20 protein-coding genes are annotated in these 22,246 nt (G+C 72.5%); 2 read left to right on the top strand and 18 right to left on the bottom strand.

Annotated features, from left to right (window positions below):
• Positions 1-41 precede the first annotated feature (41 nt).
• The 5 genes from WFI16_RS12010 to WFI16_RS12030 all read right to left on the bottom strand — a co-directional run bounded on the left by WFI16_RS12010 (position 42) and on the right by WFI16_RS12030 (position 6,242).
• Positions 42-875: a hypothetical protein gene (locus WFI16_RS12010; protein WP_419898072.1), complete on the bottom strand. Its 834-nt coding sequence runs from the start codon at positions 873-875 to the stop codon at positions 42-44.
• Positions 872-1,894 carry a flagellar motor switch protein FliG gene (gene fliG, locus WFI16_RS12015; RefSeq protein ID WP_442970677.1) on the bottom strand — a complete coding sequence of 341 codons (1,023 nt, stop codon included), beginning with the start codon at positions 1,892-1,894 and terminating at the stop codon, positions 872-874. The genes WFI16_RS12010 and fliG overlap by 4 nt, the downstream gene beginning before the upstream one ends.
• Positions 1,891-3,633 carry a flagellar basal-body MS-ring/collar protein FliF gene (fliF, locus tag WFI16_RS12020; RefSeq protein WP_419898073.1) on the bottom strand — a complete coding sequence of 581 codons (1,743 nt, stop codon included), beginning with the start codon at positions 3,631-3,633 and terminating at the stop codon, positions 1,891-1,893. The genes fliG and fliF overlap by 4 nt, the downstream gene beginning before the upstream one ends.
• Before the next feature lie 257 nt (positions 3,634-3,890).
• On the bottom strand, positions 3,891-4,577 hold the full coding sequence (locus WFI16_RS12025) for a flagellar hook assembly protein FlgD (RefSeq protein WP_419898074.1): 687 nt from the start codon (positions 4,575-4,577) through the stop codon (positions 3,891-3,893).
• Positions 4,578-4,610: 33 nt separating this feature from the next.
• Positions 4,611-6,242 (bottom strand): flagellar hook-length control protein FliK, encoded by a 1,632-nt coding sequence (locus WFI16_RS12030; RefSeq protein ID WP_419898075.1) that lies wholly within the window; start codon positions 6,240-6,242, stop codon positions 4,611-4,613.
• A 260-nt stretch (positions 6,243-6,502) separates the two neighbouring features.
• On the opposite strand from WFI16_RS12030, the gene flgE reads away from it, so the two are divergent.
• Positions 6,503-7,795, top strand: coding sequence for a flagellar hook protein FlgE (gene flgE / locus WFI16_RS12035; protein ID WP_419898076.1), 1,293 nt, complete (start codon positions 6,503-6,505; stop codon positions 7,793-7,795).
• Positions 7,796-8,478: 683 nt separating this feature from the next.
• Here flgE and motA read toward each other — a convergent pair.
• From motA to WFI16_RS12055, 4 genes are all read right to left on the bottom strand, one after another.
• On the bottom strand, positions 8,479-9,342 hold the full coding sequence (gene motA, locus WFI16_RS12040; RefSeq protein ID WP_419898077.1) for a flagellar motor stator protein MotA: 864 nt from the start codon (positions 9,340-9,342) through the stop codon (positions 8,479-8,481).
• The gene (locus WFI16_RS12045) at positions 9,339-10,565 is read right to left on the bottom strand and encodes a flagellar motor protein MotB (protein ID WP_419898078.1); all 1,227 of its coding nucleotides are present in this window, start codon (positions 10,563-10,565) and stop codon (positions 9,339-9,341) included. Before WFI16_RS12045 ends, motA begins: the two co-directional genes overlap by 4 nt.
• A 41-nt stretch (positions 10,566-10,606) precedes the next feature.
• A complete protein-coding gene (locus WFI16_RS12050; protein WP_419898079.1) occupies positions 10,607-11,386 on the bottom strand; it encodes a response regulator transcription factor in 780 nt (259 codons plus the stop codon).
• 179 nt (positions 11,387-11,565) lie between these two features.
• Positions 11,566-12,018: a hypothetical protein gene (locus WFI16_RS12055; protein ID WP_419898080.1), complete on the bottom strand. Its 453-nt coding sequence runs from the start codon at positions 12,016-12,018 to the stop codon at positions 11,566-11,568.
• A 122-nt stretch (positions 12,019-12,140) separates the two neighbouring features.
• Between WFI16_RS12055 and WFI16_RS12060 the strand changes: the two genes are divergently transcribed.
• Positions 12,141-13,085, top strand: a complete 945-nt coding sequence (locus WFI16_RS12060) for a lytic transglycosylase domain-containing protein (RefSeq protein ID WP_419898081.1) — start codon at positions 12,141-12,143, stop codon at positions 13,083-13,085.
• 478 nt (positions 13,086-13,563) lie between these two features.
• Here the strand turns inward: WFI16_RS12060 and WFI16_RS12065 are convergent, their stop codons facing one another.
• The 9 genes from WFI16_RS12065 to flgH all read right to left on the bottom strand — a co-directional run bounded on the left by WFI16_RS12065 (position 13,564) and on the right by flgH (position 22,234).
• Positions 13,564-14,631: a flagellin gene (locus tag WFI16_RS12065; protein WP_419898082.1), complete on the bottom strand. Its 1,068-nt coding sequence runs from the start codon at positions 14,629-14,631 to the stop codon at positions 13,564-13,566.
• A gap of 12 nt (positions 14,632-14,643) precedes the next feature.
• A complete protein-coding gene (gene flgK, locus WFI16_RS12070; protein ID WP_419898083.1) occupies positions 14,644-16,149 on the bottom strand; it encodes a flagellar hook-associated protein FlgK in 1,506 nt (501 codons plus the stop codon).
• Positions 16,150-16,173: 24 nt separating this feature from the next.
• Positions 16,174-17,955, bottom strand: a complete 1,782-nt coding sequence (locus WFI16_RS12075; protein ID WP_419898084.1) for an EAL domain-containing protein — start codon at positions 17,953-17,955, stop codon at positions 16,174-16,176.
• Positions 17,956-18,147: 192 nt separating this feature from the next.
• Entirely contained in the window at positions 18,148-18,903 is a 756-nt protein-coding gene (gene fliP, locus WFI16_RS12080; protein ID WP_419898085.1) for a flagellar type III secretion system pore protein FliP, read from the bottom strand.
• A complete protein-coding gene (locus WFI16_RS12085; RefSeq protein ID WP_419898086.1) occupies positions 18,903-19,208 on the bottom strand; it encodes a hypothetical protein in 306 nt (101 codons plus the stop codon). The genes fliP and WFI16_RS12085 overlap by 1 nt, the downstream gene beginning before the upstream one ends.
• Before the next feature lie 354 nt (positions 19,209-19,562).
• Complete coding sequence (locus WFI16_RS12090; RefSeq protein WP_419898087.1) at positions 19,563-19,976, bottom strand: hypothetical protein; 414 nt, start codon at positions 19,974-19,976, stop codon at positions 19,563-19,565.
• A complete protein-coding gene (locus WFI16_RS12095; protein ID WP_419898088.1) occupies positions 19,973-20,350 on the bottom strand; it encodes a rod-binding protein in 378 nt (125 codons plus the stop codon). Before WFI16_RS12095 ends, WFI16_RS12090 begins: the two co-directional genes overlap by 4 nt.
• A 2-nt stretch (positions 20,351-20,352) precedes the next feature.
• Positions 20,353-21,462, bottom strand: a complete 1,110-nt coding sequence (locus WFI16_RS12100; protein ID WP_442970682.1) for a flagellar basal body P-ring protein FlgI — start codon at positions 21,460-21,462, stop codon at positions 20,353-20,355.
• A 25-nt stretch (positions 21,463-21,487) separates the two neighbouring features.
• Positions 21,488-22,234 (bottom strand): flagellar basal body L-ring protein FlgH, encoded by a 747-nt coding sequence (flgH, locus tag WFI16_RS12105; protein ID WP_419898089.1) that lies wholly within the window; start codon positions 22,232-22,234, stop codon positions 21,488-21,490.
• Between the last annotated feature and the right edge of the window lie 12 nt (positions 22,235-22,246).

Here is a 22,246-nt window from a genome sequence, read left to right on the forward strand (position 1 = left end):
GGCCTGTTCTCGGCCAGCACTCGAACGTCATCCAGCCTGGATCAGGCGATCGGCGCCAGGCGGGCTTCCGCCGCCATGGCCTCCGGCGTGACCAGCCCGCAGGCGGTCAGCGCCGCCAGCACCGCCTGCCGCGCCGCCGCGCTGCGCCGCGCGGCCTCGCCCGAATGCCACCTTAGCACGGCATCGCCCGGCAGGAGTCCCGCTTCCGCCACAACCTCGACCCGCTTCATGCCGGCCAAGCGCGCCGAGAGCGGCGCCACCAGCGATTCCTCGACCTGCACCGAGACCGCAGGCTCTTCCTGCAGCACCGGCAGCATGGCGCCGACGAAGGCCTCGGCCTCGGCGGCGCCGAAGCGCGCGCCGAGCGCGGGCATGGCGGCGCAGAGGGCGGCCAGCGCCGCCTCGGCAACCGCGCGGGCCGCCTCCTCGGCGATGGCGGCATTGGTCCGCGCCGCCTCGGTGAAGCCGCTGGCGGCCATGCGCAGGGCGGCGACGGCGGCGGTGTCGCGCTCCGCCTCAATCTCGGCGCGGCCCTGCGCCAGGCCGGCGGCCAGACCTTCGGCGCGGCCGGCGGCGAAGGCCTCGGCGCGCGCCGCCTCGAGCAGCGCCGGCAGCGGGTCGTGCACCGGCTCCGGCGCCGGCGCCGCCGCCGCCTTGATCAGCGGCGCGTCGAAATCGTTGGCGGTGAACATGTGCACCGGCGCCATGCCGCCCAGCCCGCCGGCGATGCGGCGCGAGGGCGCCGTCTGCGGCGCCGCCGCCTGCTGCACGGTGGCCTGCGGCTTGCGGAACAGGATGGCGTGATGCGTGCCCAGCAGGGCGGGATTGGCCAGCGGCGCGCTTTCCTCGAAGGCCATGGCGGCGTCGGCGCTCAATAGACCAGCTCCTCGGGCTGGCCGCCTTCGGCCAGGCGGATCTCGCCCTGCTGCGCCAGCTCCTTGGCCAGCGCCACCATGGCCATCTGCGCCTCCTCGACGTCGCGCAGCCGGGTCGGGCCGAGCGCGGCGATGTCGTCCTTCAGCATGCGGCCGGCGCGTTCGGACATGCTCTTCAGGAACTGGTCGCGCAGGTTCTCGGAGGCGCCCTTCAGCGCGATGGCCAGCTTCTCCTTCTCGACGGTGCGCAGCAGCACCTGCATGCCGGCGGCGTCCAGCCGGCGCAGATCCTCGAAGGTGAACATCAGCGAGCGGATGCGCGCGGCGCTTTCCGCCGACTGCTCCTCCAGCGCCGCCATGATCCGCCCCTCGGCGCCGCGGTCGAGGTTGTTCATGATGTCGGCCATCAGCTCATGCGCGTCGCGCCGCGTCGAGCGCGCCAGGTTCGACATGAACTCGGCCTTCAGCGTGCGCTCGACGCCTTCCAGCGCCTCGGCCTGCGGGCTTTCCATGCGCAGCATGCGCATCACCACCTCCATCGCGAAGCTGTCCGGCAGCAGGGCGAGGACGCGCGCCGCATGGTCGGGCTTCACCTTGGTCAGCACCACGGCGACGGTCTGCGGGTATTCGTTCTTCAGGTAGTTGGCGAGCACCGCCTCGTTCACGTTGCCCAGCTTGTCCCACATGGTGCGGCCGGCGGGACCGCGCAGCTCCTCCATGATCTGGGTGACGCGCTCGCGCGGCAGCGAGCGCAGCAGCATCCGCTCGGTGGTCTCCCAGCTGCCGATCAGCGAGCCGGCCTGGCCGATCTGCTCGGCGAATTCATGGCACAGCGCCTCGACCGATTCGGCCGGCACCGAGCCGAGCTGCGCCATCGCGGCGGAGACGTCGCGCACCTCGTCGTCATGCATGCGGCCGAGGATCTTGGAGGCGCGCTCCTCGCCCAGCGCCAGCATCAGGGTCGCCGCCTTCTGCGGCCCGGACAGGCCGCTGGCGCGGCGGACGGTGGTCATGCTCATGACTTTGCGGCCTCATCGGGGGAGAGCCAGCGGCGGACCACCGCCAGCGTCTCCTCGGGGTGCTTGTCGACCAGGTCGGCGAGGGTGTTCAGGCTCGAGATGCGGATCTGGCCGCTGACCATGGCGAGGTCGATCATGGTCTGGTCGGCATCCGACAGCGGCTCGGACGGGTCGCCGGCGGCGAGCGCCGCCATGCCGGGGCCGAGGCCGCTGCCCTGCAGCACGTCGTCCGGCGCCGGCAGGCTGCCGCCGCCCGGCAGCGCGCCGGCCATGCGCGGGTTCATCCCCTGCACCAGCCGCTTGGCGACCGGGCGGCCGACCAGCAGCAGGGCGAGCAGGGCGACGATGGCATAGACGCCGCTCTCCAGCAGCCGCGCGGTCAGCGTCGGCGTCAGCGCCGGCAGGCCGAGGAAGCCGGCCGCCTGCTCCTCCTGGCCGCCGAAGCCCGGATCGGCGAAGCGGAGCGAGACCACCTCGAGACGGTCACCGCGCTGCTCGTTGTAGCCGATGGCGCCGCGCACCAGGGCGCTGATGCGGTCGATCTCCTGCGGCGTGCGCTCGCGGAAGCGGGCCGGGCCGCCATTCTCGCCGGGCTCCCAGATGCCATCCACCAGCACGGCGACCGAGACGCGGCGCACCACCGGCTGCTCGCGCATGGTGTTCCGCGTGGTGCGGCCGATCTCGTAGTTGGTCGTCTCCTCCTGCCGCGCCTCCTGGCTCTGCGGGCCGCTGGCCTGCGGGGCGGGGGGCGCGCCGGGCAGCTGGTTGGCCACCGAGACGTTCTGCGGCTCGCCGTTGCGGCTGCTCTCGTTGGTCGAGCTCTGGCTGCGCGGCACCTGGTTCTCGGGGTCGAAGCGCTCCTCCACCGTCTGGATCCGGTCGTGATCCATCTCGATGGTGGCCTCGGCGCGCACCCGGCCGGGGCCGAGGATGCGCTCCAGCATCTCCTCCACGGAACGCGACATGCGCATTTCCTGGGCGCGGCGGATCTCCTCCTGGGTCTGCACCAGCCCGCTGGCGCCGACCTGGCCGCCGCGCGACAGCAGCTCGCCGCGGCCGTCGACGATGGAGATGTTCTGCGGCTTCAGCCCGGGGACGGCGGCGGCCACCATGTGCAGCACCGCCTGCACGCCCTCGCGGTCGAGCCGCTGCACGCCGCGCATCTGCAGCACCACGCTGCCCTGGGCCTCGCCGCGCTCGCGCGAGAAGGGCTCGCGCCGCGGCAGCACCAGGTGGACGCGCGCCTGCGCCACGCCGTCCAGGCTGCGGATGCTGCGGACCAGCTCGCCCTCGAGGGCGCGCAGCCGGTTCATGTCCTGCTGGAAGGGGGTGGTGGTCAGGCCGCCCTGGCGGTCGAAGATCTCGTAGCCGACGCTGCCGCCGCTGGGCAGTCCCTCGCGCGCCAGGTTCAGGCGCAGGCGCGGGATCATGTCCTCGGGCACCATGATCTCGCTGCCGTTGCGGCCGAGCCGGTAGGGCACGCGCGCCTTCTCCAGCGAGGCGACCACCTGGCCGGCATCGCGCTGGTCGAGATCGCCATAGAGCAGGCCCATCGGCGCCGAGGCGGTGCGCAGGGTCAGGAAGGCGATCAGCCCGAGCGTCAGCAGCCCGGTGATCCCCAGCGCCGCCAGCCGCATCGGCCCGAAGGCGCGCAGCGACGCCATCATCTGGCCCAGCCCGCCGGCAACGCTGGCCTGCGCGGCATTGGCGCCGCTTTCCAAAGCTTCCGGTCCCGTCATGGGCCGCTGAGTCGCCGCATCCACCGCCGCCTCCGCGCGCGGTATCCTGCCGCGCGTTCACTCTTTCGCGCGCGGGCGTTGATCAGATGTTAACCGGACCTTGCAGGAAGTCGCGGGCGCCATGCGTTGCGGACGTAACACGGGGCCGCCCGCCCGGCATGGTCGCATCGCCGGGCGGTCCTGCAACCGCCCCGGTCCTCTTGTTCTCTGGCCCTCTGGCCCTCTGGCCCTCTGGCCCCTGGCCGGGGCGGCTGCCGCTATTGCAGCCCGACCAGCTTGTCCATGCTGACGGTGAGGCCGCCAAGGGTCAGCGTCGGATTGCCGTCGGTGCGGGTGACGCTGGTCACCGTGCCGGTCATGGTCGGCGTCAGGCTGCCGGTGGAATTGCCCTTCGAATCCGCGCCCGCCACGGTGACGGTGTACTTGCCGTCGGCCAGCGACCGGCCGTTCGAATCCGTCCCGTCCCAGCTCCAGCGCGTCGCATCCGAGCCCAGCGCCACCAGCGCCGTGCGCACCGTGGTGCCGCTGGCATTGGCGACGGTGATCAGCGCGCTGCTGGCGCCGCCCGCGCCCGACAGGGCCGGCAGCTTGAGGCTCTGCGTGTCGCCATCCTGCAGCACCAGCGTGTCGCCGCTGATCTCGACCTCGCGCCCGACCAGCGAGGTGGCGTTGAGCATCGAGGAGCTCTGCTGCAGCGACAGCAGCGTCTCCAGATGGGCATTGGTCGCGATCTGCTGCTCGACCGCCGAGAACTGCGCGAGCTGGGTGGTGAACTGGCTCGAATCGGTCGGGTTGGTCGGGTCCTGGTTCTGCAGCTGGGTGGTCAGCAGCACCAGGAAGCTCTGCATGTCGCCGGCGAGCTTGGTGCCGGCCGCCGCGCTCGCCTTGGTGCCGGTCGTGCTGCTGGTGGTGGAGGCGGTGGTGACGGCGGTGGAGGTGGCCATGTCGGAGGGCGATCCTTGCGGCGCGGGTCAGGGTCAGACGGCGAGGTCGAGCAGGCCGATGGCACGCAACTGGCGTGCCACGGCGGGGGCGTGGGCCTCCTCGGCAGGATCTGCCGGGGCCTGGCCGCGGCCCTGGCCCTGGCCGTCGCGGCCGCCCTGGCGCTGCTGCGCGCCCTGGCCGCCCGGGTCGCCGCGCTGATCGGCGAGGCCGAGGCTGAGGTTGCGCCCGGTCTCCGGGCCGAGCCCGGCCTGGGCCAGCGCCTGCTCGATGGCGCCGGCATCGCGCATCAGCAGCAGCAGCGTCTCCGGCCGCTCGGCCTTGACGCTGACCTGCGTTGGGCCGTCGCCGTCCTTCTCGATGCTGATCTCGACGCGGCCGAGCGCCTCGGGCGCCACGGCGACGCTGATCCGGCTCGGCCCGCCCTCGCTGCCGCGCAGCGCGACGCTGAGCACGGCGCGGCCGACCTGCTGCGCCGGCGGCGGCGGGGCGGCATGGCCATAGGCCTGCAGCGGCGCGCTCGGGGCGGCGGTCGGCGCCTGGCTGGCGGCCGGGGCGGCGGGGGCGGGGAAAGCTGTTGCGGTGCCGGCGGGATCGCTGCCGGCGTCCTGGCTTGCGGCCTCCGGGGAGGGGAAGGCGGGGAGGGAGGCTGCCGGCTCCGGCGTGGCGGCGGGCAGGGGGGCAGCCTCCGCTGCCGCGCCGGCGCTGGCCTCGGCCGGGCGGCTCGCGGCGGCGGCGGCGGGCTGGGGCGCACCCTCCTGCGGCGGCGGGTTCGCCGATGCCGTGGCGGCCTGCTGCGCCACCGGCTGTGCCACCGCCGGGGCCGAAGCCGCCGGCGCGGCCGCGGCCATCAGCGTCGCCAGGGCCCCGGCAGGGATTTCCGCTGCGGGCGCGGTGCCGTCCTCCTCGACCGCCGGGCCCTTGCCGGGCGCGGCGGCGCGGGTGGCCTGCGGCTTGGCCTCCGCGCGCGGCGGCAGGGCCGCCTGGACAGCGGCAGGGGCGGGCGCTTCCGACGCCAGCGTCGCGGCAGGCGGTACGGGCGGCGCGGTGGCCGGCTGGCCGCTCTGCTGGAGCGGCGCCTGGCTCGGCGGAGCGGTCGGCAGCGCGGGCGCGGCCGGTGTCATGACCGGCAGCGGCGCCGCCTCCGGGGAGGCAGGCGGCGCCTCGCTGTCGTCCGAGGCCTCGGCTTCGATCCCCGCTTCCTCCGCAACGGCCAGCGGCGCAGCGGCCTCGTCCGCGACCGGCAGGATCGGCAGGGTGGGTGGCGCGTCCTTGCCGTTGGCGGCCTCGGCCAGGGGGAGCGCCGCGCTTGGCGGGCCGGGCTGCTGCTGCGGCGGCGGCAGGCTGGCCGCCGTCGGCGGGACAACGCCCTGCGAGGCCTGGCCTGGGGCGGCCCCCACGACGGGCGCAGCCTTCGCGCCTGGCACCGCCGCGCCCTGCATCCCCGCTGCCGCCGGGGCGGCGGCAAGGACTGCTGCCGCCGGGGCCGCTGCGGGATGGCCCTGGGCCGGGGCCGGGGCCGGGGCCGGGGCCGGCGTCGGCGGCGCGGTGGCGGTGGCCAGCGCCGCCGCGAAGCCCGGCGCGGCCGTGTCCGCCCCGGCACGCGGCGGCGCGGCGAGCTCGGCAGCGGGGGAACGGGTCGTCGGAGCCTGCAGGGTAACGGTCATGGTCCGCGCATCGGTTGGGCGGCGGGGAGGACTGCAACAAGCGGGCCAGGGCCTGGCCCCCCGGCGACCCGGCAGGAACGCCGCGCCCCGGCAGTTTATGCCGGGCGGGGCAGGGCAGAATCGCCGCCACCCGGCGGAACCTGCCGCCTGCAGGCCGGAAAACCTCTGGCACGCCGGTTGCGAGAGGTCTGCCGATCCCGGGTGCGGCGCCTGTTGCGCCACCAGCCGCGGGAATGGACCTGCATTCGAGGACCCCGCGCATGTCGCTCTTCGGCTCGATGACCACCGCCATCTCCGGCATGAACGCCCAGTCGCGGGCGCTCGGCCATATTTCCGACAACGTCGCCAACAGCTCGACCACCGGCTACAAGCGCGTCGACAGCACCTTCGAGGATCTGCTGACCCAGTCGACGGCGAAGATCCACACGCCGGGCGCGGTCAGCGTCACGCCGGACGCCACGGTGTCGCTGCAGGGCACCATCACCCAGTCGGAGAATCCGCTGGCGCTGGCGATCAGCGGCAACGGGCTGTTCAGCGTGGCGCGGCCGAGCGGCACCGACAATGCCGGCAACATCCAGTACGACTCGGCGACGCCTCTGTTCACCCGCGCCGGCGACTTCACCAAGAACGCCCAGGGCTATCTGGTGAACGGCAGCGGCTATGCGCTGGAGGGCTGGCCGGTGACCGACGGCGTCGCCAATACCGGCACGCTGACGCCGGTGAAGATCGACACCGCCGCCTATCCGCCGACGCCCACCAGCACCGCGAGGCTGGCGGCCAATCTGCCGGCGACGCCGACGACCAACAGCTTCTCGACGCAGGTGCCCGGCTATGACGAGCTCGGCAATGCGCGCACGGTCACGCTGAACTGGACCAAGTCGGAGACCGTCGCCAACCAGTGGAGCGTCGAGGCCACCAGCGGCGGCGCCTCGCTCGGCACGGCTGTGGCGACCTTCTCGGACGGCACCGACGCCACCATGCCGGCCGGCACGCTGCTCAGCCTGGCGCCGGCGGATGGCGTGACGACGCTGACCACCACGGCGAATGCCGGCAAGGGCAGCGATGCCTCGATCACCTTCAACGGCGCCACGCCGCTGACGCTGGATCTCGGCAGCTACGGCACCGCCGAGGGCGTGACGCAATACGCCGGCACCGCCTATGAGCAGCGCAGCCTGGTGGTCGATGGCGCGCCGGCCGGCGCCTATAGCGGCGTCAGCATCCGCGACAATGGCGACGTCGTGCTCAGCTACGACAACGGCAAGAGCAAGACCATCTCGCGGGTGCCCGTCGTCACCTTCCCCAATGCCGATGCCCTGCAGCGCGAGGACGGCCAGGCCTTCAGCCTGACCACCGAGGCCGGCGCCATGCAGGTCAGCGAGGTGGGCACCGAGGGCGCCGGCACGCTGGCCACCAGCGCGCTGGAGAGCTCCAACGTCGATATCACGGCCGAATTCTCGAAGATGATCGTCGCCCAGCGCGCCTATACCGCCAATACGCGCGTGCTGACGACGACCGACGAGATGCTGGCCGACACCATCAACATCCGCCGCTGATTTCTTCGGTTGTCGCCGCCGGTGGCGGCGACGGCGGTCCGATGGTGGATCGGGTTCCGGCGGCGAGGCGCGCAAGAGGCGCGGCCCCCGCCCCGCGCGGCGGAAGATCCGCCCGCGGTGCCACGCGGCGCCAGGACAGCGCCAGACCAGGGCCTTCGCCGAAGAGCGGCGGGGCCGACGTGCCGCGCCTGCCCGCCGCGGAAGAGCCGCGGCCCTGCCGTCCAGAAGGGACGAGCCCTGCCTTCTCGTGGCGATCGCGACCGCGCTGGCTTCCGCCAGGACGGGTCGCGGTCTGGCCGCCGCCGGCGCAAGAGGCGCCATTCCGTGCTTTCCCGGGCGTCAGTTCCGGCCCGCCGCGCCCCGTGCGGCGCCGCCGCGGGCGCCTGCCTGCCACCCGGAGGAGCGGCCAGGATGGCGTTCCTCCGGCCCCGCCGCGCCGCGCTCTCCTGCGAGCTGCCCGCAGACGCTCGTCGACCTTCGCCGGATAGGGCGGGCGGCGGGCGGCACCTGCCGGCCACGCCCTGTCTCCAGGATCGCTGTTCCTGCAAGCAACATCGCCGAGACGGCAGCACGCAACGCCGCCATGAAAAAGGGCGCGACCCCGTAAGGTCGCACCCTTCTGCCCGTGTCGCGTCCGCCATCTCCAGCGGACGGCGGCAGCCTGAAAGAAAACCCGGAAAAGACTAGGCGCGCTGTTCCTGCAGGGTGGCGTCCATGGCCTGGAAGGTCGGCATCAGGTCGGTCGGCACCGTCTTGCGGCCGATCTCCACCGCGACCGGCGGCGCATTGCCGTGCAGATGCGCGATCAGCACCGCGCGGATCACCTCGAGGAACTTCGATTCCTCGTCGACCACCGCCTTCAGCCGGGTCGCCAGCGGGCCGACCAGGCCATAGGCCAGCAGCACGCCCAGGAAGGTGCCGACCAGCGCGCCGCCGATCATCGCGCCGAGCACCGCCGGCGGCTGGTCGATCGCGCCCATGGTCTTGATGACGCCGAGCACGGCGGCGACGATGCCCAGCGCCGGCAGCGCATCGGCCATCGACTGCAGCGCATGCGCCGGGTGCATCTCCTCGTTGTGGATCTTCTTCAGCTCGCGCAGCATGACGTCCTCGACCTGGTGCGGGTCGTCGGCGTTCATGCCCACCATGCGCAGATAGTCGCAGATCAGCGTCTGCGCGTGGTGGTCGGCCAGGATCTTCGGGAAGAGCGTGAAGATGTCGCTCTCCTGCGGCCGCTCGATATGCGGCTCGAGCCCGACGGCGCCCTTGGCCTGGGCCACGCGCAGCAGGCGGAACAGCAGGGCGCAGAGGTCCATGTAGTCCTGCCGGTTGTAGCGCCCGCCCTTCATCACCTTCTTCAGCGCACCCATGGTGTGCTTCACGTCGTGCATCGAGTTCGACATCAGGAAGCTGCCGACCGCGGCGCCGCCGATGATGATCATCTCGAAGGGCAGCGAATGCAGGATCGGGCCCATATGCCCGCCGGCCGCCAGGTAGCCGCCGAAGACGCAGGCCAGCAGGACGCCGAAACCGGCCATCACGATCATGGAGTGAAACCCCGCGGCGTCGTCGCCGGCATGAGGACAAGGATGGAGACACGTCGGTTGGTCGGATCGGTGGGCCGATCCTTCAGCAGCAGGTCGCGGTCGGCGCGGCCGGCGACGGCGCGCAGGCGGTCCTCGGCGACGCCGGCCTCGATCAGCAGGCGGCGCGCGGCGCTGGCGCGTTCCGAGGACAGCTCCCAGTTCGACCGGTCGCCGCCGCCGCGGAACGGCGTGGCATCGGTATGGCCGGTGATGTCGACGCCGTTCGGCAGCCGCGCCACGACGCGCGCCACCTGCAGCAGCAGGGCGCGGCCGCGGCCGTTCGGCGCCGCCTGGCCGGCCGAGAAGACCGGCTGGCCATCGGCATCGACCAGCTGGATGCGCAGGCCCTCGCGGGTCTGCTCGACCAGCAGCTGGCGCGCCAGGTCGGCGAGCTGCGGATCCGACTGGATGGCGGCGCGGATCTCCTGCGCCGCGCGGTCCAGCGCTTCCCGCGCCTGCTGCGCCGTCATCGCGCCCTGGCCACTTCCCTGGCCATTCCCCTGGCCTTCCGCCTGGCCCTGGGCGCCCTGCTGGGCCGCCGCCTGCGCCGCCTGGGCGGCCGCCGCGGCCGGACCCTGCTGGGCCACCAGCAGCGCCTGCAGCGCCGCGCCGGAGGCGGCATTGGCGGCCGCATTGGCGGCACCCGCGGCATCGGCCTGGCCGCTGGCATCGGTCGGCATCTCGCTCGGCTGGCCGGCGGCGAACTCGCCCCGGTTGGCGCCGCGATCGGCCACCGGATTGCGCGCCGCCTCATAGGCGGAGAGCGCCTCCAGACTCTCGCGGATGCGACGCGGGGGCTGGCGCTGCGCCGCCGCGTCGTCGTCCATCTCGTCTTCCTCCCGCTGCCGGTCGAGCGTCGAGGCCGCGGTCGGCGGGCGGTTGCTGGTCACCGGCGGCGGTTCGCCGGCCAGCTTCTGGTCGCTGTTCAGCGTGCGGCCGCCAAACGGCTCGCCGGAGCCCGAGGAGCCGCGGCTGAGGATGTTGGTGGGCGCGAAGTAGTCAGCAAGGCCGACGCGCTGCGCGTCGGTGGTGGCGTTGATCAGCCACATCAGCAGGAAGAAGGCCATCATGGCCGTGACGAAGTCGGCGTAAGCGATCTTCCAGGCACCGCCATGGTGCCCGTGCTCGCCCCCTTCCTCACGGCGCACGATGACGATCGGGCGCTGATTCCGGTTCTTCGCCATCTGGCGTCTCCTGTCCGCGCGCGGGGCGCGGTGGGATGATGCTAGACGGCGACGGCCATGGACGCGTTCAGGTCGACGCTCAGATGGGCGCGGCGCATGCGCGGCTGGCCGGTCTGGAAGCGGGCCCGGGCGGCGGCGACTTCCGCCGCGGTCGGGTCTTCCAGCACATAGCCGCGGCCCCAGATGGTGCGCACGATCTCGGCCGAGCCCGCCGCCGCCAGCTTGCGCCGCAGCTTGCAGACGAAGACGTCGAGGATGCGCTGGTCCGGCCCATCCTCCACGCCATAGGCGCGGCTCATGAACTGTTCCTTGGTCAGCAGCACGCCGCGGCGGAGCATCAGCATCTCGAGGACGTCGAACTCGCGACAGGTGATGCGGACATGGCGGCCGTCGACGGTGACGGTGCGGCGCGCCTGGTCGAGCACGACATTGCCGCAGGTCAGCTGCGACGAGGCGTGGCCGAGGCCGCGGCGCAGGATCGCCTGCATGCGGGCGATCAGCACCGGCGCGCGCACCGGGCGGATCAGCACGTCATCGGCACCGAGGTTGAGCGCGGTCTGCTCATCCTCGACCGAGATCGCGCTGGTGATGACCACCACCGGCATGCGCAGGCCGCGGCGACGGATCTCCCGCAGCGCCGCGAAGGCCTGCAGCCGCGCATCGGCGACATCGAGAACGACCACGTCGTAGGGGCCACTGTGCTGGGCGATGGAGGCCACTTCAGCAAAGGGCTCAGCCAGGTCACAGCCGTGACCTTCCTGGCTGAGGCAGAGCTGCAGTTCGGGGCTTTTGCCCACAGTCGTGGCGAGGAGAACGTGCATGCCAAGTCCTTGCGATTTTCGCCGGGATCGGAGCAACCAGGGCTCGTAACAAGGCCGAGGTACCTCTCGGCTTCGTGACGTGCAAGGTAAAGTTGTATTGAAAGGTTGCGGCGCCCGAAAAACTGCAAGCCCGTGACGAAGTGCGGCATGCACGACACAGTGGTTAAACCATAGGTAGATTAACCGGGGCGAGAAACCCCTGCGGCCGGATCGGCCTGGGCCGCCTGCAAGCGGAGCCTGAGCGCTATTGACCGGCACAGCCGGGCCGCTTCACCGGACTCCGAATCGGCTGCCGATTCCATCGATTCCGCCAGGCTTAACAGTTCCTCAGCTGAAACGGAGCCATTCCGCAGCAGGGCAAGCTGGCATTTTTTGAGCTTTTTCAGGGCCTTATCGGAAATCGTTTGAGCGCTCTCTTGACTTCCTGAATTTTGCCCGCCCGAAAAGCCGCTGCCCAGCAGAAGCGGCGCCTGCACCCCGCCGAGGCGTGCTGCCTCGCTCCCGCTCTGCCGGACCGCGCTGTCGAGCCGGGCGGTGAAAGCACCCTCTCCGGTTGCGGCGGCGCTGCCGATGCCCTTGCGCGGGACCGGTCCTGAGGGGCCGAGGGGGGTCGAGGGGGCGCCTGTGCGCATTCACGAATACCTTATTGCCAGCGTGCGATTTACTAGAGGTTAGCCATTGCCGGATTGTAAACGACCAAGCTGCAACTTGCGATTGCAGAAAGCCCTGGCATGCCGGTTGCAGAACCACCGGCATGCGCCACTTCCTTGCCGCTCCCTGCCTGCAGATTCTGCCGCTTTTGGCCCTGCTGCTGCTCTGTGTCAGCCCCGCGGCGGCGCGCCCGATCGGCTCCTCGACCGCCTCGGAGACGGCGGCGGCGGCGCCGGCCGATGCGGCGCCCGGCGGGCTCTGCCGCACGGCCATCAGCGTGGTGGAGCGTGAATTCAGTATCCCGCAGCATCTGCTGGCAGCGATCGGCCGGGTCGAATCCGGCACCCGAGGCAGCAATGGCCGGCCCGATCCCTATCCCTGGACGATCAATGCCGAGGGCAAGGGCGCGATGTTCCCGTCCAAGGCGGCAGTTATTGCCCATGTGCAGAATCTGCAGGCCGGCGGCATGCGCTCGATCGATGTCGGCTGCATGCAGATCAATCTGCGCCATCATCCGAATGCCTTCGCCTCGCTGGACGACGCCTTCGACCCGCTGACGAATGTCCGCTACGCTGCCAGGTTCCTGACCGAGCTGTACAATGCGCGCGGCGACTGGTCGCGCGCTGCGGCGGCCTATCACTCGCAGAACCCGGAATTCGCCGAACCCTATCTGGCGCGCATCCAGGCCGCCTGGCGGGCCGAGCAGCAGAACCCGGCGCCGCCGCCGAGTGCCACGCAGCTGGCCGCCCTGAGCGCGCCGGCGCGTCCCGGTCGGCCCCCGGGCCCTGCCGTGGCGCCGCCGGTGGTGGGCGGCGGGATCCCGATGACGGCCGGCGCGCTGGCGGCCAGCCCGGGCGGCGGCTTCCTCGACAATGGCGCGGCGCGCGCCCAGGTGGCCATGGCGGCGCCGGGCAGTGGCGGCGGCCGCGGGCTCGACGCCTATCGCAGCGCGCCGATCCCGATGGTCGGCAGCAGCAGCCGCGCCGCGCCCTTGCTGACGGTGACGGCGGCGCGCAGCCCGATGGCCGCCGTGCGCCCGCTCTTCTAAATAGTGAGACTGCTGCGGCGTTTCCGGAACAGCGCCGCCCCGCCGCCCGGCTCACCGGGAATGCTTTGCCTCACAGCGATCTTCCATCAGGCAGCAAGGCAGAGAGGACGGGCGCAGGCTCAGGGCGGCCGGCAGGGCAGGGCGGAAGGCGCTGCCGATGGGCAAGCCTCCGTTTAGGCCGCCGGGAACGTCGCACCGTTTTCCATTGGCCGGCAGGAAAGTGGCCCGATGGCCAATCCAAGGGCCAAGCCGCCGCGTCGTCCTGGCCGGATGGCTGACGCGATTCGCGGAGAATGGCGACGGCGCCTCGATCCTTGCGGACCGGTTCCTTGTCGGCGCTGCCGGAAAGACCCGGAACCGGAACGGTCTGTTCGATTCGCTGCCGTGCTGCGCAGGAAGATCGCCCGGCAGGCAGGTGCCGCGCCGGCGCCCGCCCCGCCCTCGAAGAAGGCCGGCGCCGGCGCGCTGCCGTCAGTGCCTAGAGGTAGTTGGTCAGCGACACGCTGCCGATCATCGACAGCGCCTTGTAGCTGGCCTGCAGCTGGGTCTGCGTCTCGGTCAGCCGCAGATAGGCCTCGGCCGGATCGACGGTGGTGACATTGCCCAGCTGGGTCTCGACCTGCGAGGCGACATCCTTGTGCCAGGTCGCCGTCGCCTGCAGCCGCGACTGCGCCATGCCGAGCGCGCCGGCCTCGTCGGTGACGCCGCTGGCGCCGTCGCGCAGCGCGCTGGTGGCGGCCGCGGTGACCGTCGAGAAGGCGCCGGTCGAGGCCTGGGCGCTGGTCATGTTGGCCAGCATCGACAGGCCCATGATAATGTCGCGCGCCCAGGAGCCGGTGGTGCCGCCGCTGCTCGCCGTGCTGGCATTGCGGTTGGCGTAGAGCCCGACCTCGATGCTGGCGCCGTTCTCGGTCGGCACGGCGCGGCGCGCATCCTCGACCTCGCCCGCGGCCGCCTGGTTGGCGAAGCTGGAGAAGGGGCTGACCCCTTCGGCATTGCTGGTGGCCAGGCCCAGGATGCTGCCCAGCACGTCGGCGGCATTGGCGTCGGTCAGCCCGTCCAGCGCGGTGCCGATGCCGGTGAACATCCCCGTCGCGGTGATCTGGTCGGGGCCGGCGATCGGGTCGTTCTCCAGGTCGCTGCCGCCGAAGATGGCTTCGCCCTGGTAGCGCTCGTTCAGCAGCCCGACCACCTCCTGCAGCGCGTTGCGCGCATTGGTGGCCACCATCTCGACGGTGGTGCCGTCGGCCGAGCCGATCTTGCTGGCCTGGCCCGCCATCTCGGTGGCGATGTCGGACAGCCGGGTCAGCGCCACCTGGGTGTAGCTCGCCCGCGCCTCGCCATTGCTGGCGATGGTCGCCAGCTGGGTGCGCTTGCTGAGCTGCGCGCTGAGATCGACCGCCTTGCCGGCGTCGGCGCCGAGCCCGGCATAGCTGGTGGCGCGCTCGCCGGAGGTGGCGATGCGCGAGGCCTCGTCGAAGCGGGCGCGCACCTGCGCCGCCGCCGTCGCCGCCGCGCTCAAGCCGGAGAAGCCGCTGATCGCCATCGACCGAATCCCTTACCGGACCGCGCCGAGCAGCGCGTCCCACATGCTCTGCACCGCCGTCAGCACCCGGGCATTGGCGGCATAGGCGTTCTGCAGCTGCACCATGTTGGCCATCTCGCTGTCGACGTTGACGCCCTCGGCCTTCTGCAGCAGCGTGTCGAACTGGTTGCGCAGCGCGGTCGACTGGGTGGCGGCGCCGCTGGCGGCGGCCGCGATGCTGGCCTGGCTGCCGACCACGGCCGAGGCATAGTCGGCGATGCGCGACGGTGCGCTGAAGCTGGCCGAGAGCTTGCCATTCGCGCCCAGCCCGCTGCCGGCGATCGCCGCATGTTTGGTGCCGGCGGCGGATTCGCTGCCGAAGCTGTAGGTGGTGACCCGTGTCAGCAGGGTGTTGAAGCCGGCAGGTCCGCCCGCGGGATTGGGGGTGAAGCCGTCCACCGCATGGGTGCCGTCGCGCAGCAGGCGCGGGCTGTCGCTGACCGCGCTGTTGACGCTGATGCGGCTGGCGAAGCCGGTGCTGGCGGCCAGCCCCTCGGCCGTGGTCGGGTCGGGCGGCGCGCTGTCGCCGCTGTCGGTGAACAGCCGCAGCCCCTGCTCGTCCAGCCGGTGCGCCAGCGTCGCCGCGGTCATGTCGAGCTCCGCCTGCATGGTCGGCAGCGTGGTGTCGCGAAGCGAGAAGCCCTCGCCGATGGCGCCGCCGATGGTCGCGGTCGAGAGCGCCTGGCCGTTCAGCGTCAGCCCCGGCAGGGTGCCGTCGGGATCGCCGTAATAGCTGCCGGGAGAGACGGTGGCCTCGGCCAGGCCGAAGGGCGTGCTGCCCTCCTGCAGCGGCAGGATCGAGCCGTCGTTCAGCATCAGCGTGACGCCGCCATTCTCGGCGGCGACCGGCTTGACGTTGACCAGGGAGGCCAGCTGGGTGATGGCGGCGTCGCGCTGGTCGGCGAGGTCGGCGCCGCTGCGCCCGGCCATGGTCTCGCTGCGCACTAGCCTGTCCAGCTTGGCGATGTCGGAGAGCAGGCCGTTGGCGGTGTCGACATCGCCCTTCAGCCCGTCCTGCACCTGCTGGCGCGCCGCGCCGATGGCGTCCGAGACGCTGTTGATCTGGCCGGCCAGGTTCTGCGCGGCGCCGAGGGCCGTGCTCATGGCGCCGCTGTCGGTCGGATTGGCGGCGAGGTTGGTGAAGGCGTCGTTCAGCGCCGAGACCAGGCCGGCGGTGCTGGTGGCGTCCGAGGGATTGCCCTGCAGCTGCGCCAGCGGCGCCAGGGTGGTGTCGCGCAGCGAGGCGGCGCCCTGCTGCCCGGCGGCGGCGAGCAGCTGCGCGCGCAGCGCGGTGTCGATCTGGCGCGTCGCCTCCAGCGCGCGGACGCCGCTGCCGCCGGTCACCGACTGGGCGTCGACCTGCTTGCGCGTGTAGCCCGCCACCCCGGCATTGGCGATGTTCTGCGATGCCTGGGTGAGCTGCTTCTGGGTCAGCCGCAGGCCGCTGGTGGCGGTGGTGAGCGCGCTGTCGAGGGACATGGGGTCAGAATCGCCGCAAAGATGTTAACTGCTTGCGACCAGGCCTTCCGGCCGCAGCGTGGCGGCGCGGCGGGCGGTCGCGCCGAAGGCGCGCGGGCCGAGATTGCCCGGCAGCGTCCCCGGCCGCCCGAACAGCCAGCCCTGGCCATAGCGCGCGCCGAAGGAGCGGGCGGTGTCGGCATCGGATTCGGTCTCGATCCGCTCGGCGACGACCGCGGCGCCGGTGGCGCGGGCGAGCTCCACCAGGGCGGCGGCGAAATTGTAGCTCTCGCCGCGCTGGCCGCCGCTGGTCGCCTCCATGAAGCGGCCATCGAGCTTCACCAGGTTGGGCTTCAGCAGGCGGAGATAGCTGAGCCCGGCGGCGCCGGCGCCGAAATCGTCGATGCAGACGGTGACGCCGTGCTGGCGCAGCGCCTCGCGGGAGGCGACGGCCTCGGCCTCGTTGTCGATCTCGACCGTCTCGGTGACCTCGATCAGCAGCCGGGCGCGCAGCTCGGGGGCATGGCTTTCCAGCAGGGCCAGCAGGCGGCGGCGGAAGGCCGGGTCCTGCAGCGACAGGCCGGAGACGTTGCAGGCGACGCGGGTCTCCCCGCCGGCGCGGGTCAGCGCCACCAGCGAGGCATCGGCGACGGCCAGGTCGAGCTCGGCGGACAGCCCGACCATCTCGGCCAGGTTGACGAAGGCCTGCGGCCCGAGCGTCGGCAGGCCGTCGGTCGCCAGTGGGCGGATCAGCGCCTCGTAATGCGCCGGCGCCGCCTCCGGCTCGGCCAGCTCGACGATCGGCTGGAAGGCCAGGGAGAAGCGGCGGTCGGCGATGGCGCGGGCCAGCGCCGCGGCGCGCGGGCCGACCGCGCCGACGAAGCCGTGCAGCCCGTCATCGAAGCCGGCCTTGGCCAGCGCCGCGGTGCCGCCCTGGGCGAAGGTGCCCAGCGCCAGGCGCAGCGCGCGCACCGCCTGCGGCCCGCTCATGCCGCGGGCCGGGGTTTCCAGCGTCAGCGCATGGGTGGCGACCGTCGCCCCCTGCAGCCCGGCACCGGCCAGCACCGTCTGCAGCTGCTCGACCACCAGCCCGAGATTGGGCGGCTCGTTGCCGGAATGCACCATGCCGAAGAAGCCGGGGGCGATCTGCGCCGCCTTGCCCTGCGGCCCGGCATGCTCGGCCAGCAGCGCGGCGACGTCGCGCACCACCGAGGCGCGCGGCGTGAGGCGGCCGTCGCGGCCGTTCAGCTCGAGCAGCGAGAGCACCGGGGCCACGCCGGTTTCGCCGGGGGCGTCGCTCAGGCCGAGCAGCAGGGATTCCGCCTCGCGCGCCAGGCTGGTGGCATCGGTCGGCAGCATCGGCGCGGCGGGGCGGCGGGGCAGGGCCCGCTCGGCCGGCAGCCCGCCGAAGCTCAGCGCCAGACGCAGCCCGGCCTCGCCTCGCGCGGCGCGCGGCACGGGGACGCCGTCGCGGTGCAGCAGCCCGGTCAGCACGCAGGGCAGCGGCTCGGTGCTGGCCAGCGACAGGGCGGTGGGCGGCAGCCGCCCCTCGGCCAGCAGCCGGGCCAGCGCCGCATCGAATTGCGGGCGGTCCTCGAAGGCGACCAGATCGCGGGCCGGCGCGCCCAGGGCGCTCTCGGCGCCGCGGCCCAGGCGGCGGAGGAAATTGCCGGCCAGGAAGACGGCGCGGCCCTCGGGGTCGGCCTCGACCAGCAGCTCGGCGGCGGCGAAGGCGAAGGCCTTGTAGCGATCCCGCGGGGCGGCATTGCCCGGGGCCGGGGGCGTGGGGGCGGGTGTCGCCGAGGCGGGGGGAGGCGGCTGCGGCATCAGCCCGCCGGCCCTTTCGCGCCGGGCAGGGCAGGGACGAGGAGGCGCGGCGGCAGCGGCCATGGAGTCGCGGGCGACATCTCTCGGATCCTGGGGGCAAGCACGGCCATTGCGCAGCCTGCGCAGCCGTTCATCGCCAGTTCATTAACCATGGCCGGGGCCGCAGCGCCCGGCTGGGCGAGGGAGACCGGGTCAGCCACCACCGGCAAATCCCTGCACCAGGCTGCCGGCGACCAGCCGCCAGCCATCGACCAGCACGAAGAAGATCAGCTTGAACGGCAGCGAGATGGCGTTGGGCGGCAGCATCATCATGCCGAGGCCCATCAGCACGCTGGCCACCACGATGTCGATGATCAGGAAGGGCAGGAAGATCAGGAAGCCGATCTCGAAGGCGCGGCGCAGCTCGCCGACCATGAAGGCGGGGACCAGGGCGCGCCAGGGGGTCTGCGCCGCATCGGTCACCGGCGGCAGGTTGCCGAGGTCGAGGAACAGTGCGATGTCGGATTCGCGGGTATTGGCCGCCATGAAGGTGCGGAACGGCTCGGCCGCCGCCTGCAGCCCGGCGATCTCCTCGATCTGGCCATTGGCCATTGGCTGCAGCCCGCGCTGCCAGGACTGTTCCAGCACCGGCTGCATGACGAAGAAGGTGAGGAACAGCGCCAGCCCGATCAACACCGGATTGGGCGGCACCCCGCCGGCGCCGATGGCGCTGCGCAGAAGCGACAGGACAATGCTGATGCGGGCGAAGGCGGTGGCCATGACCAGCAGGGAGGGCGCCAGCGACAGCAGGCCGATCAGCGCCGTCAGCTGCACCAGCCGCGTGGTGGCGCCGGCTTCCGAGGTGCCCATGTCGATGCTGACGCTCTGCGCGAGCGCCAGCCCCGGCAGCAGCAGCACGATGCCGAGGGTCAGGGCGCGGGGCAGGGTGCGAGCCAGGGCGCGGCGCATCAGCCGGCGGCCTGGGGGGTGACGCGCAGCGCGGCGGTCGCGGGCGGCAGCTCCTGGAGGAAAAGATCCTGCGGGCCGCCGGTGACCAGCAGCAGCTCGCGCCCGTCGCAGCGCAGCAGCAGCAGGCGGCGGCGGGTGTCCAGCGCCAGGCTCTCGACCAGCATCAGCCGCCGGTCGGCGCCGCGCGGCGGGCCGGGCATGCCGGGCGCCAGGCCGAAGCGCCGCGCCGCCCGGGCCGCCAGCAGCACCAGGGCCAGCACCAGGATCAGGGCGGCCAGAGCCGTCATCGCCCCTTGGTAGTTCATCCGCGACCCAGGCCTCCTGCCCGTCCGAATCTCGATCCCGCGCCCCAGCGGCCTTCTGCCGCCTACCGGGCCCGACGGCCGCAACTAACCAGCAGCGCGTTTCCCCGTTGTTAACCACTTCATTTCGAGGGTGACGGGCAGGCATGCGGCGACTGCCGCGCCGGCGCGGATCGCGTCGCCGATATTTCAGTGGCTTTCAAATATTTACCGGTTCGGGCTGCAGTAATGGAGCAGGCATGGAGCGGCAGCGCCCCGGCAGCAGGGCGCGGCGCGCTGTTCATGATTTGCAAAAAAATCCGCTGGCGCCCCAGCCCGGCCGGGCGGAGCGTGTCTCAAAATGCGGGATGCGGCGACTCAGGCGCTCAGCGACAGGGCCATCGGCGCGGCGCCCAGCGCATAGGCGGCGGCCGGCATCGGCGTCACCTGCCGGCCGTAGCCGGGCGTCGCGATCGCCGGCTGCGCGGCCGCGCCGGCGATGGTCTCCAGCACGCGGCCCTGCAGGGCGATGCCCATCTGCAGCGCGGCGCGGTTGGCCTCGACCTGGTCGCGCAGCCGGTCGACCAGTTGGGCCAGCGCGGCGCCGCCGGCGGCGGCCTCCTGCGGCGTCATGCGGGCGCGGGCGGCGACGAAGGCCTCCAGCGCCGCGACCTTCTTCCCCGACAGCGCCGCGGCGCCGCGCAGGTCGCGCCGCTCCAGCGCGGCGGTCTCCGCCAGGATCACCTCGGTCAGCGCCAGGGTCACGCGCTGCAGCTCGATCACCGCCGTCATGGCTTCTCTCCGCTCGATGGCGCCTGGAGGCGCATCATGTCGCGGTACACAGCATTTCCTATGCCAACGCCGCCGGCCTTGGCCATCTGCTTGCCGAACTGCTCGACCAGCATCGGCCGCCACTGCGCCTCGGCGGCACCGCCGCCCATCGGGCCGTTGGTGGGGAGGGTCTCGAACATCGGCTGCAGCATGGCGCCCAGCATCTGCGCCTCGAATTCCTGCGCCGTCTTGCGCATCGCCTCGGGGCTGCGGGACTGCTGCGGGCGGGAGACCTGGCCTGCCGCTGCGCCGGCAGGATTGGCCCCGGCAGGATTTGCCGGGGTGGCGGTGGCGGGGCGCGGGGCGGCAAAACCTGCCGGGCGGGTCTCGGCCATGCTCAGCGCACCTCCAGCTGGGCCTGCAGGGCGCCGGCCGCCTTGATGGTCTGCAGGATCGAGATCATGTCGCGCGGCCCGATGCCGAGGTTGTTCAGCCCGGTCACCAGCTCCTGCAGCGAGACGCCGGCGGGCATGATGCCGAGCCGCCGGTCGGACTGGTCGTCGACATCGATGCCGGTGCGCGGCACCACCGCCGTCTGGCCGCCGGCCAGCGCATTGGGTTGCACCACCTGCGGCGTCTCGGTGACGCGGATGGTCAGGTTGCCCTGGGCGATCGCCACCGTGCTGATACGCACATTGGCGCCCATGACGATGGTGCCCGAGGCCTCCTCGATGACGACGCGGGCGGCCTGGTCGGGCTGCACCCGAAGCTGCTCGATCTCGGTGGCGAAGCCCACCGGGTCGCGGCCCATCATCGAGACGACGACGGTGCGCGGGTCGCTGGCCTGGGCGGCGCCGGCGCCGGCCATGCGGTTGATGGCCGCGGCGATGCGCCGCGCCGTGGTCAGGTCGGGATTGCGCAGCGCCAGCCGCAGGTTCGGCTTGTTGGCGAAGGTGAAGGGCACCTCGCGCTCGACGATGGCGCCATTGGCGATGCGGCCCGAGGTCGGCACGCCGCGGGTGACCGAGGAAGCGGCCCCCCGCGCCGCGATGGCGCCGGTGGCGATCGCCCCCTGCGCCACCGCATAGACCTCGCCATCGGCGCCGTGCAGCGGGGTGACCACCAGGGTGCCGCCGGTCAGGTTGGTGGCATCGCCCAGCGCCGAGACGGTGACGTCCAGCCGGTTGCCGTTGCGGGCGAAGGCCGGCAGGTTCGTCGTCACCATGACGGCGGCGATGTTGCGGGTGTCGAGCTGGGTCTCCTGGTCGCGGGTATTGACGCCGAGCCGCTCCAGCACGCCGATCAGCGACTGCCGGGTGAAGGCGGCGCTGCGCAGCCGGTCGCCGGTGCCGTTCAGCCCGACCACCAGGCCGTAGCCGACCAGCTGGTTGTCGCGCACGCCCTCGATATCGGCGATGTCCTTGATGCGGACGCTGCCCTGCTGGGCCGCGGCCATGGGGGCGGCCAGGCCGAGGCAGGCCAGGGTCAGCAGCAGGATCCGGAGCATCGGGCGCACGGGCGATCTTCCGGGTTCAGAACGGCAGGATGACGTCGAGGAACTGCTGGCCGTAGCGCGGCGTCTGCACGTCGCTCACCGTGCCGCGGCCGCCATAGGCGATGCGCGCCTCGGCCAGGCGATCGTGGCGGACGGTGTTGTCGCTGGCGATGTCCTGGCTGCGGATGACGCCGCTGACCTGCAACTCGCGCAGCTCATGGTTGACCCGCACCTGCTGCCGGCCGGCGACCACCAGATTGCCGTTGGGCAGCTGCTGCACCACGGTCGCGGCGACCCGCAGCGTCACCGATTCGGTGCGCTTGATCGAGCCCGAGCCGGTGCTGCCCGAGCCGCTGGTGGCGTCGATCAGGTCGCTGTTGCCGCCGGGCAGCCGGGTCTGGATGCCGAGCAGCCGGCCGATGCCCAGGCTCTCATTGTTGTTGCGGCTGCGCTCGGTGGTGTTCTCCAGCGCCGCGCGGTCGGTGATCTGCACCAGCACGGTGACCAGGTCGCCGACCTGCGCCGCGCGCTGGTCGCGCAGGAAGGTGCGGCTGCCCGGCTGCCACAGGCTGTTGCTCTCCGGGATCGGCGCCTGCCGCGCCGGCATCGGCATCGAGATGTTGCGCAGCCCCTCGGCCATGCCCGGATTCTCGATCGGCGCCATGCTGGGGGCCGAGCCGATCTCGCTCAGGCGGGAGAGGTTGCCGCAGGCCGCCAGCGGCAGCAGGCCGAGCAGCAGCAGGGCGCGGAGCGGGGGGGCGAGGCGGGGCAGGATCGGGGACATGCAGATGTTCCG

This window comes from Roseomonas sp. USHLN139, from assembly GCF_037145735.1.
In the GTDB taxonomy this organism is placed as follows: domain Bacteria; phylum Pseudomonadota; class Alphaproteobacteria; order Acetobacterales; family Acetobacteraceae; genus Pseudoroseomonas.

Excerpts from the sequence above, each read along its gene's own strand:
- fliG (WP_442970677.1), bottom strand. The coding sequence starts at position 1,894 with ATGAGCATGACCACCGTCCGCCGCGCCAGCGGCCTGTCCGGGCCGCAG.
- fliF (WP_419898073.1), bottom strand. The coding sequence starts at position 3,633 with ATGACGGGACCGGAAGCTTTGGAAAGCGGCGCCAATGCCGCGCAGGCC.
- WFI16_RS12025 (WP_419898074.1), bottom strand. The coding sequence starts at position 4,577 with ATGGCCACCTCCACCGCCGTCACCACCGCCTCCACCACCAGCAGCACG.
- WFI16_RS12030 (WP_419898075.1), bottom strand. The coding sequence starts at position 6,242 with ATGACCGTTACCCTGCAGGCTCCGACGACCCGTTCCCCCGCTGCCGAG.
- flgE (WP_419898076.1), top strand. The coding sequence starts at position 6,503 with ATGTCGCTCTTCGGCTCGATGACCACCGCCATCTCCGGCATGAACGCC.
- motA (WP_419898077.1), bottom strand. The coding sequence starts at position 9,342 with ATGATCGTGATGGCCGGTTTCGGCGTCCTGCTGGCCTGCGTCTTCGGC.
- WFI16_RS12045 (WP_419898078.1), bottom strand. The coding sequence starts at position 10,565 with ATGGCGAAGAACCGGAATCAGCGCCCGATCGTCATCGTGCGCCGTGAG.
- WFI16_RS12050 (WP_419898079.1), bottom strand. The coding sequence starts at position 11,386 with ATGCACGTTCTCCTCGCCACGACTGTGGGCAAAAGCCCCGAACTGCAG.
- WFI16_RS12055 (WP_419898080.1), bottom strand. The coding sequence starts at position 12,018 with ATGCGCACAGGCGCCCCCTCGACCCCCCTCGGCCCCTCAGGACCGGTC.
- WFI16_RS12060 (WP_419898081.1), top strand. The coding sequence starts at position 12,141 with ATGCGCCACTTCCTTGCCGCTCCCTGCCTGCAGATTCTGCCGCTTTTG.
- WFI16_RS12065 (WP_419898082.1), bottom strand. The coding sequence starts at position 14,631 with ATGGCGATCAGCGGCTTCTCCGGCTTGAGCGCGGCGGCGACGGCGGCG.
- flgK (WP_419898083.1), bottom strand. The coding sequence starts at position 16,149 with ATGTCCCTCGACAGCGCGCTCACCACCGCCACCAGCGGCCTGCGGCTG.
- WFI16_RS12075 (WP_419898084.1), bottom strand. The coding sequence starts at position 17,955 with ATGCCGCAGCCGCCTCCCCCCGCCTCGGCGACACCCGCCCCCACGCCC.
- fliP (WP_419898085.1), bottom strand. The coding sequence starts at position 18,903 with ATGCGCCGCGCCCTGGCTCGCACCCTGCCCCGCGCCCTGACCCTCGGC.
- WFI16_RS12085 (WP_419898086.1), bottom strand. The coding sequence starts at position 19,208 with ATGAACTACCAAGGGGCGATGACGGCTCTGGCCGCCCTGATCCTGGTG.
- WFI16_RS12090 (WP_419898087.1), bottom strand. The coding sequence starts at position 19,976 with ATGACGGCGGTGATCGAGCTGCAGCGCGTGACCCTGGCGCTGACCGAG.
- WFI16_RS12095 (WP_419898088.1), bottom strand. The coding sequence starts at position 20,350 with ATGGCCGAGACCCGCCCGGCAGGTTTTGCCGCCCCGCGCCCCGCCACC.
- WFI16_RS12100 (WP_442970682.1), bottom strand. The coding sequence starts at position 21,462 with ATGCTCCGGATCCTGCTGCTGACCCTGGCCTGCCTCGGCCTGGCCGCC.
- flgH (WP_419898089.1), bottom strand. The coding sequence starts at position 22,234 with ATGTCCCCGATCCTGCCCCGCCTCGCCCCCCCGCTCCGCGCCCTGCTG.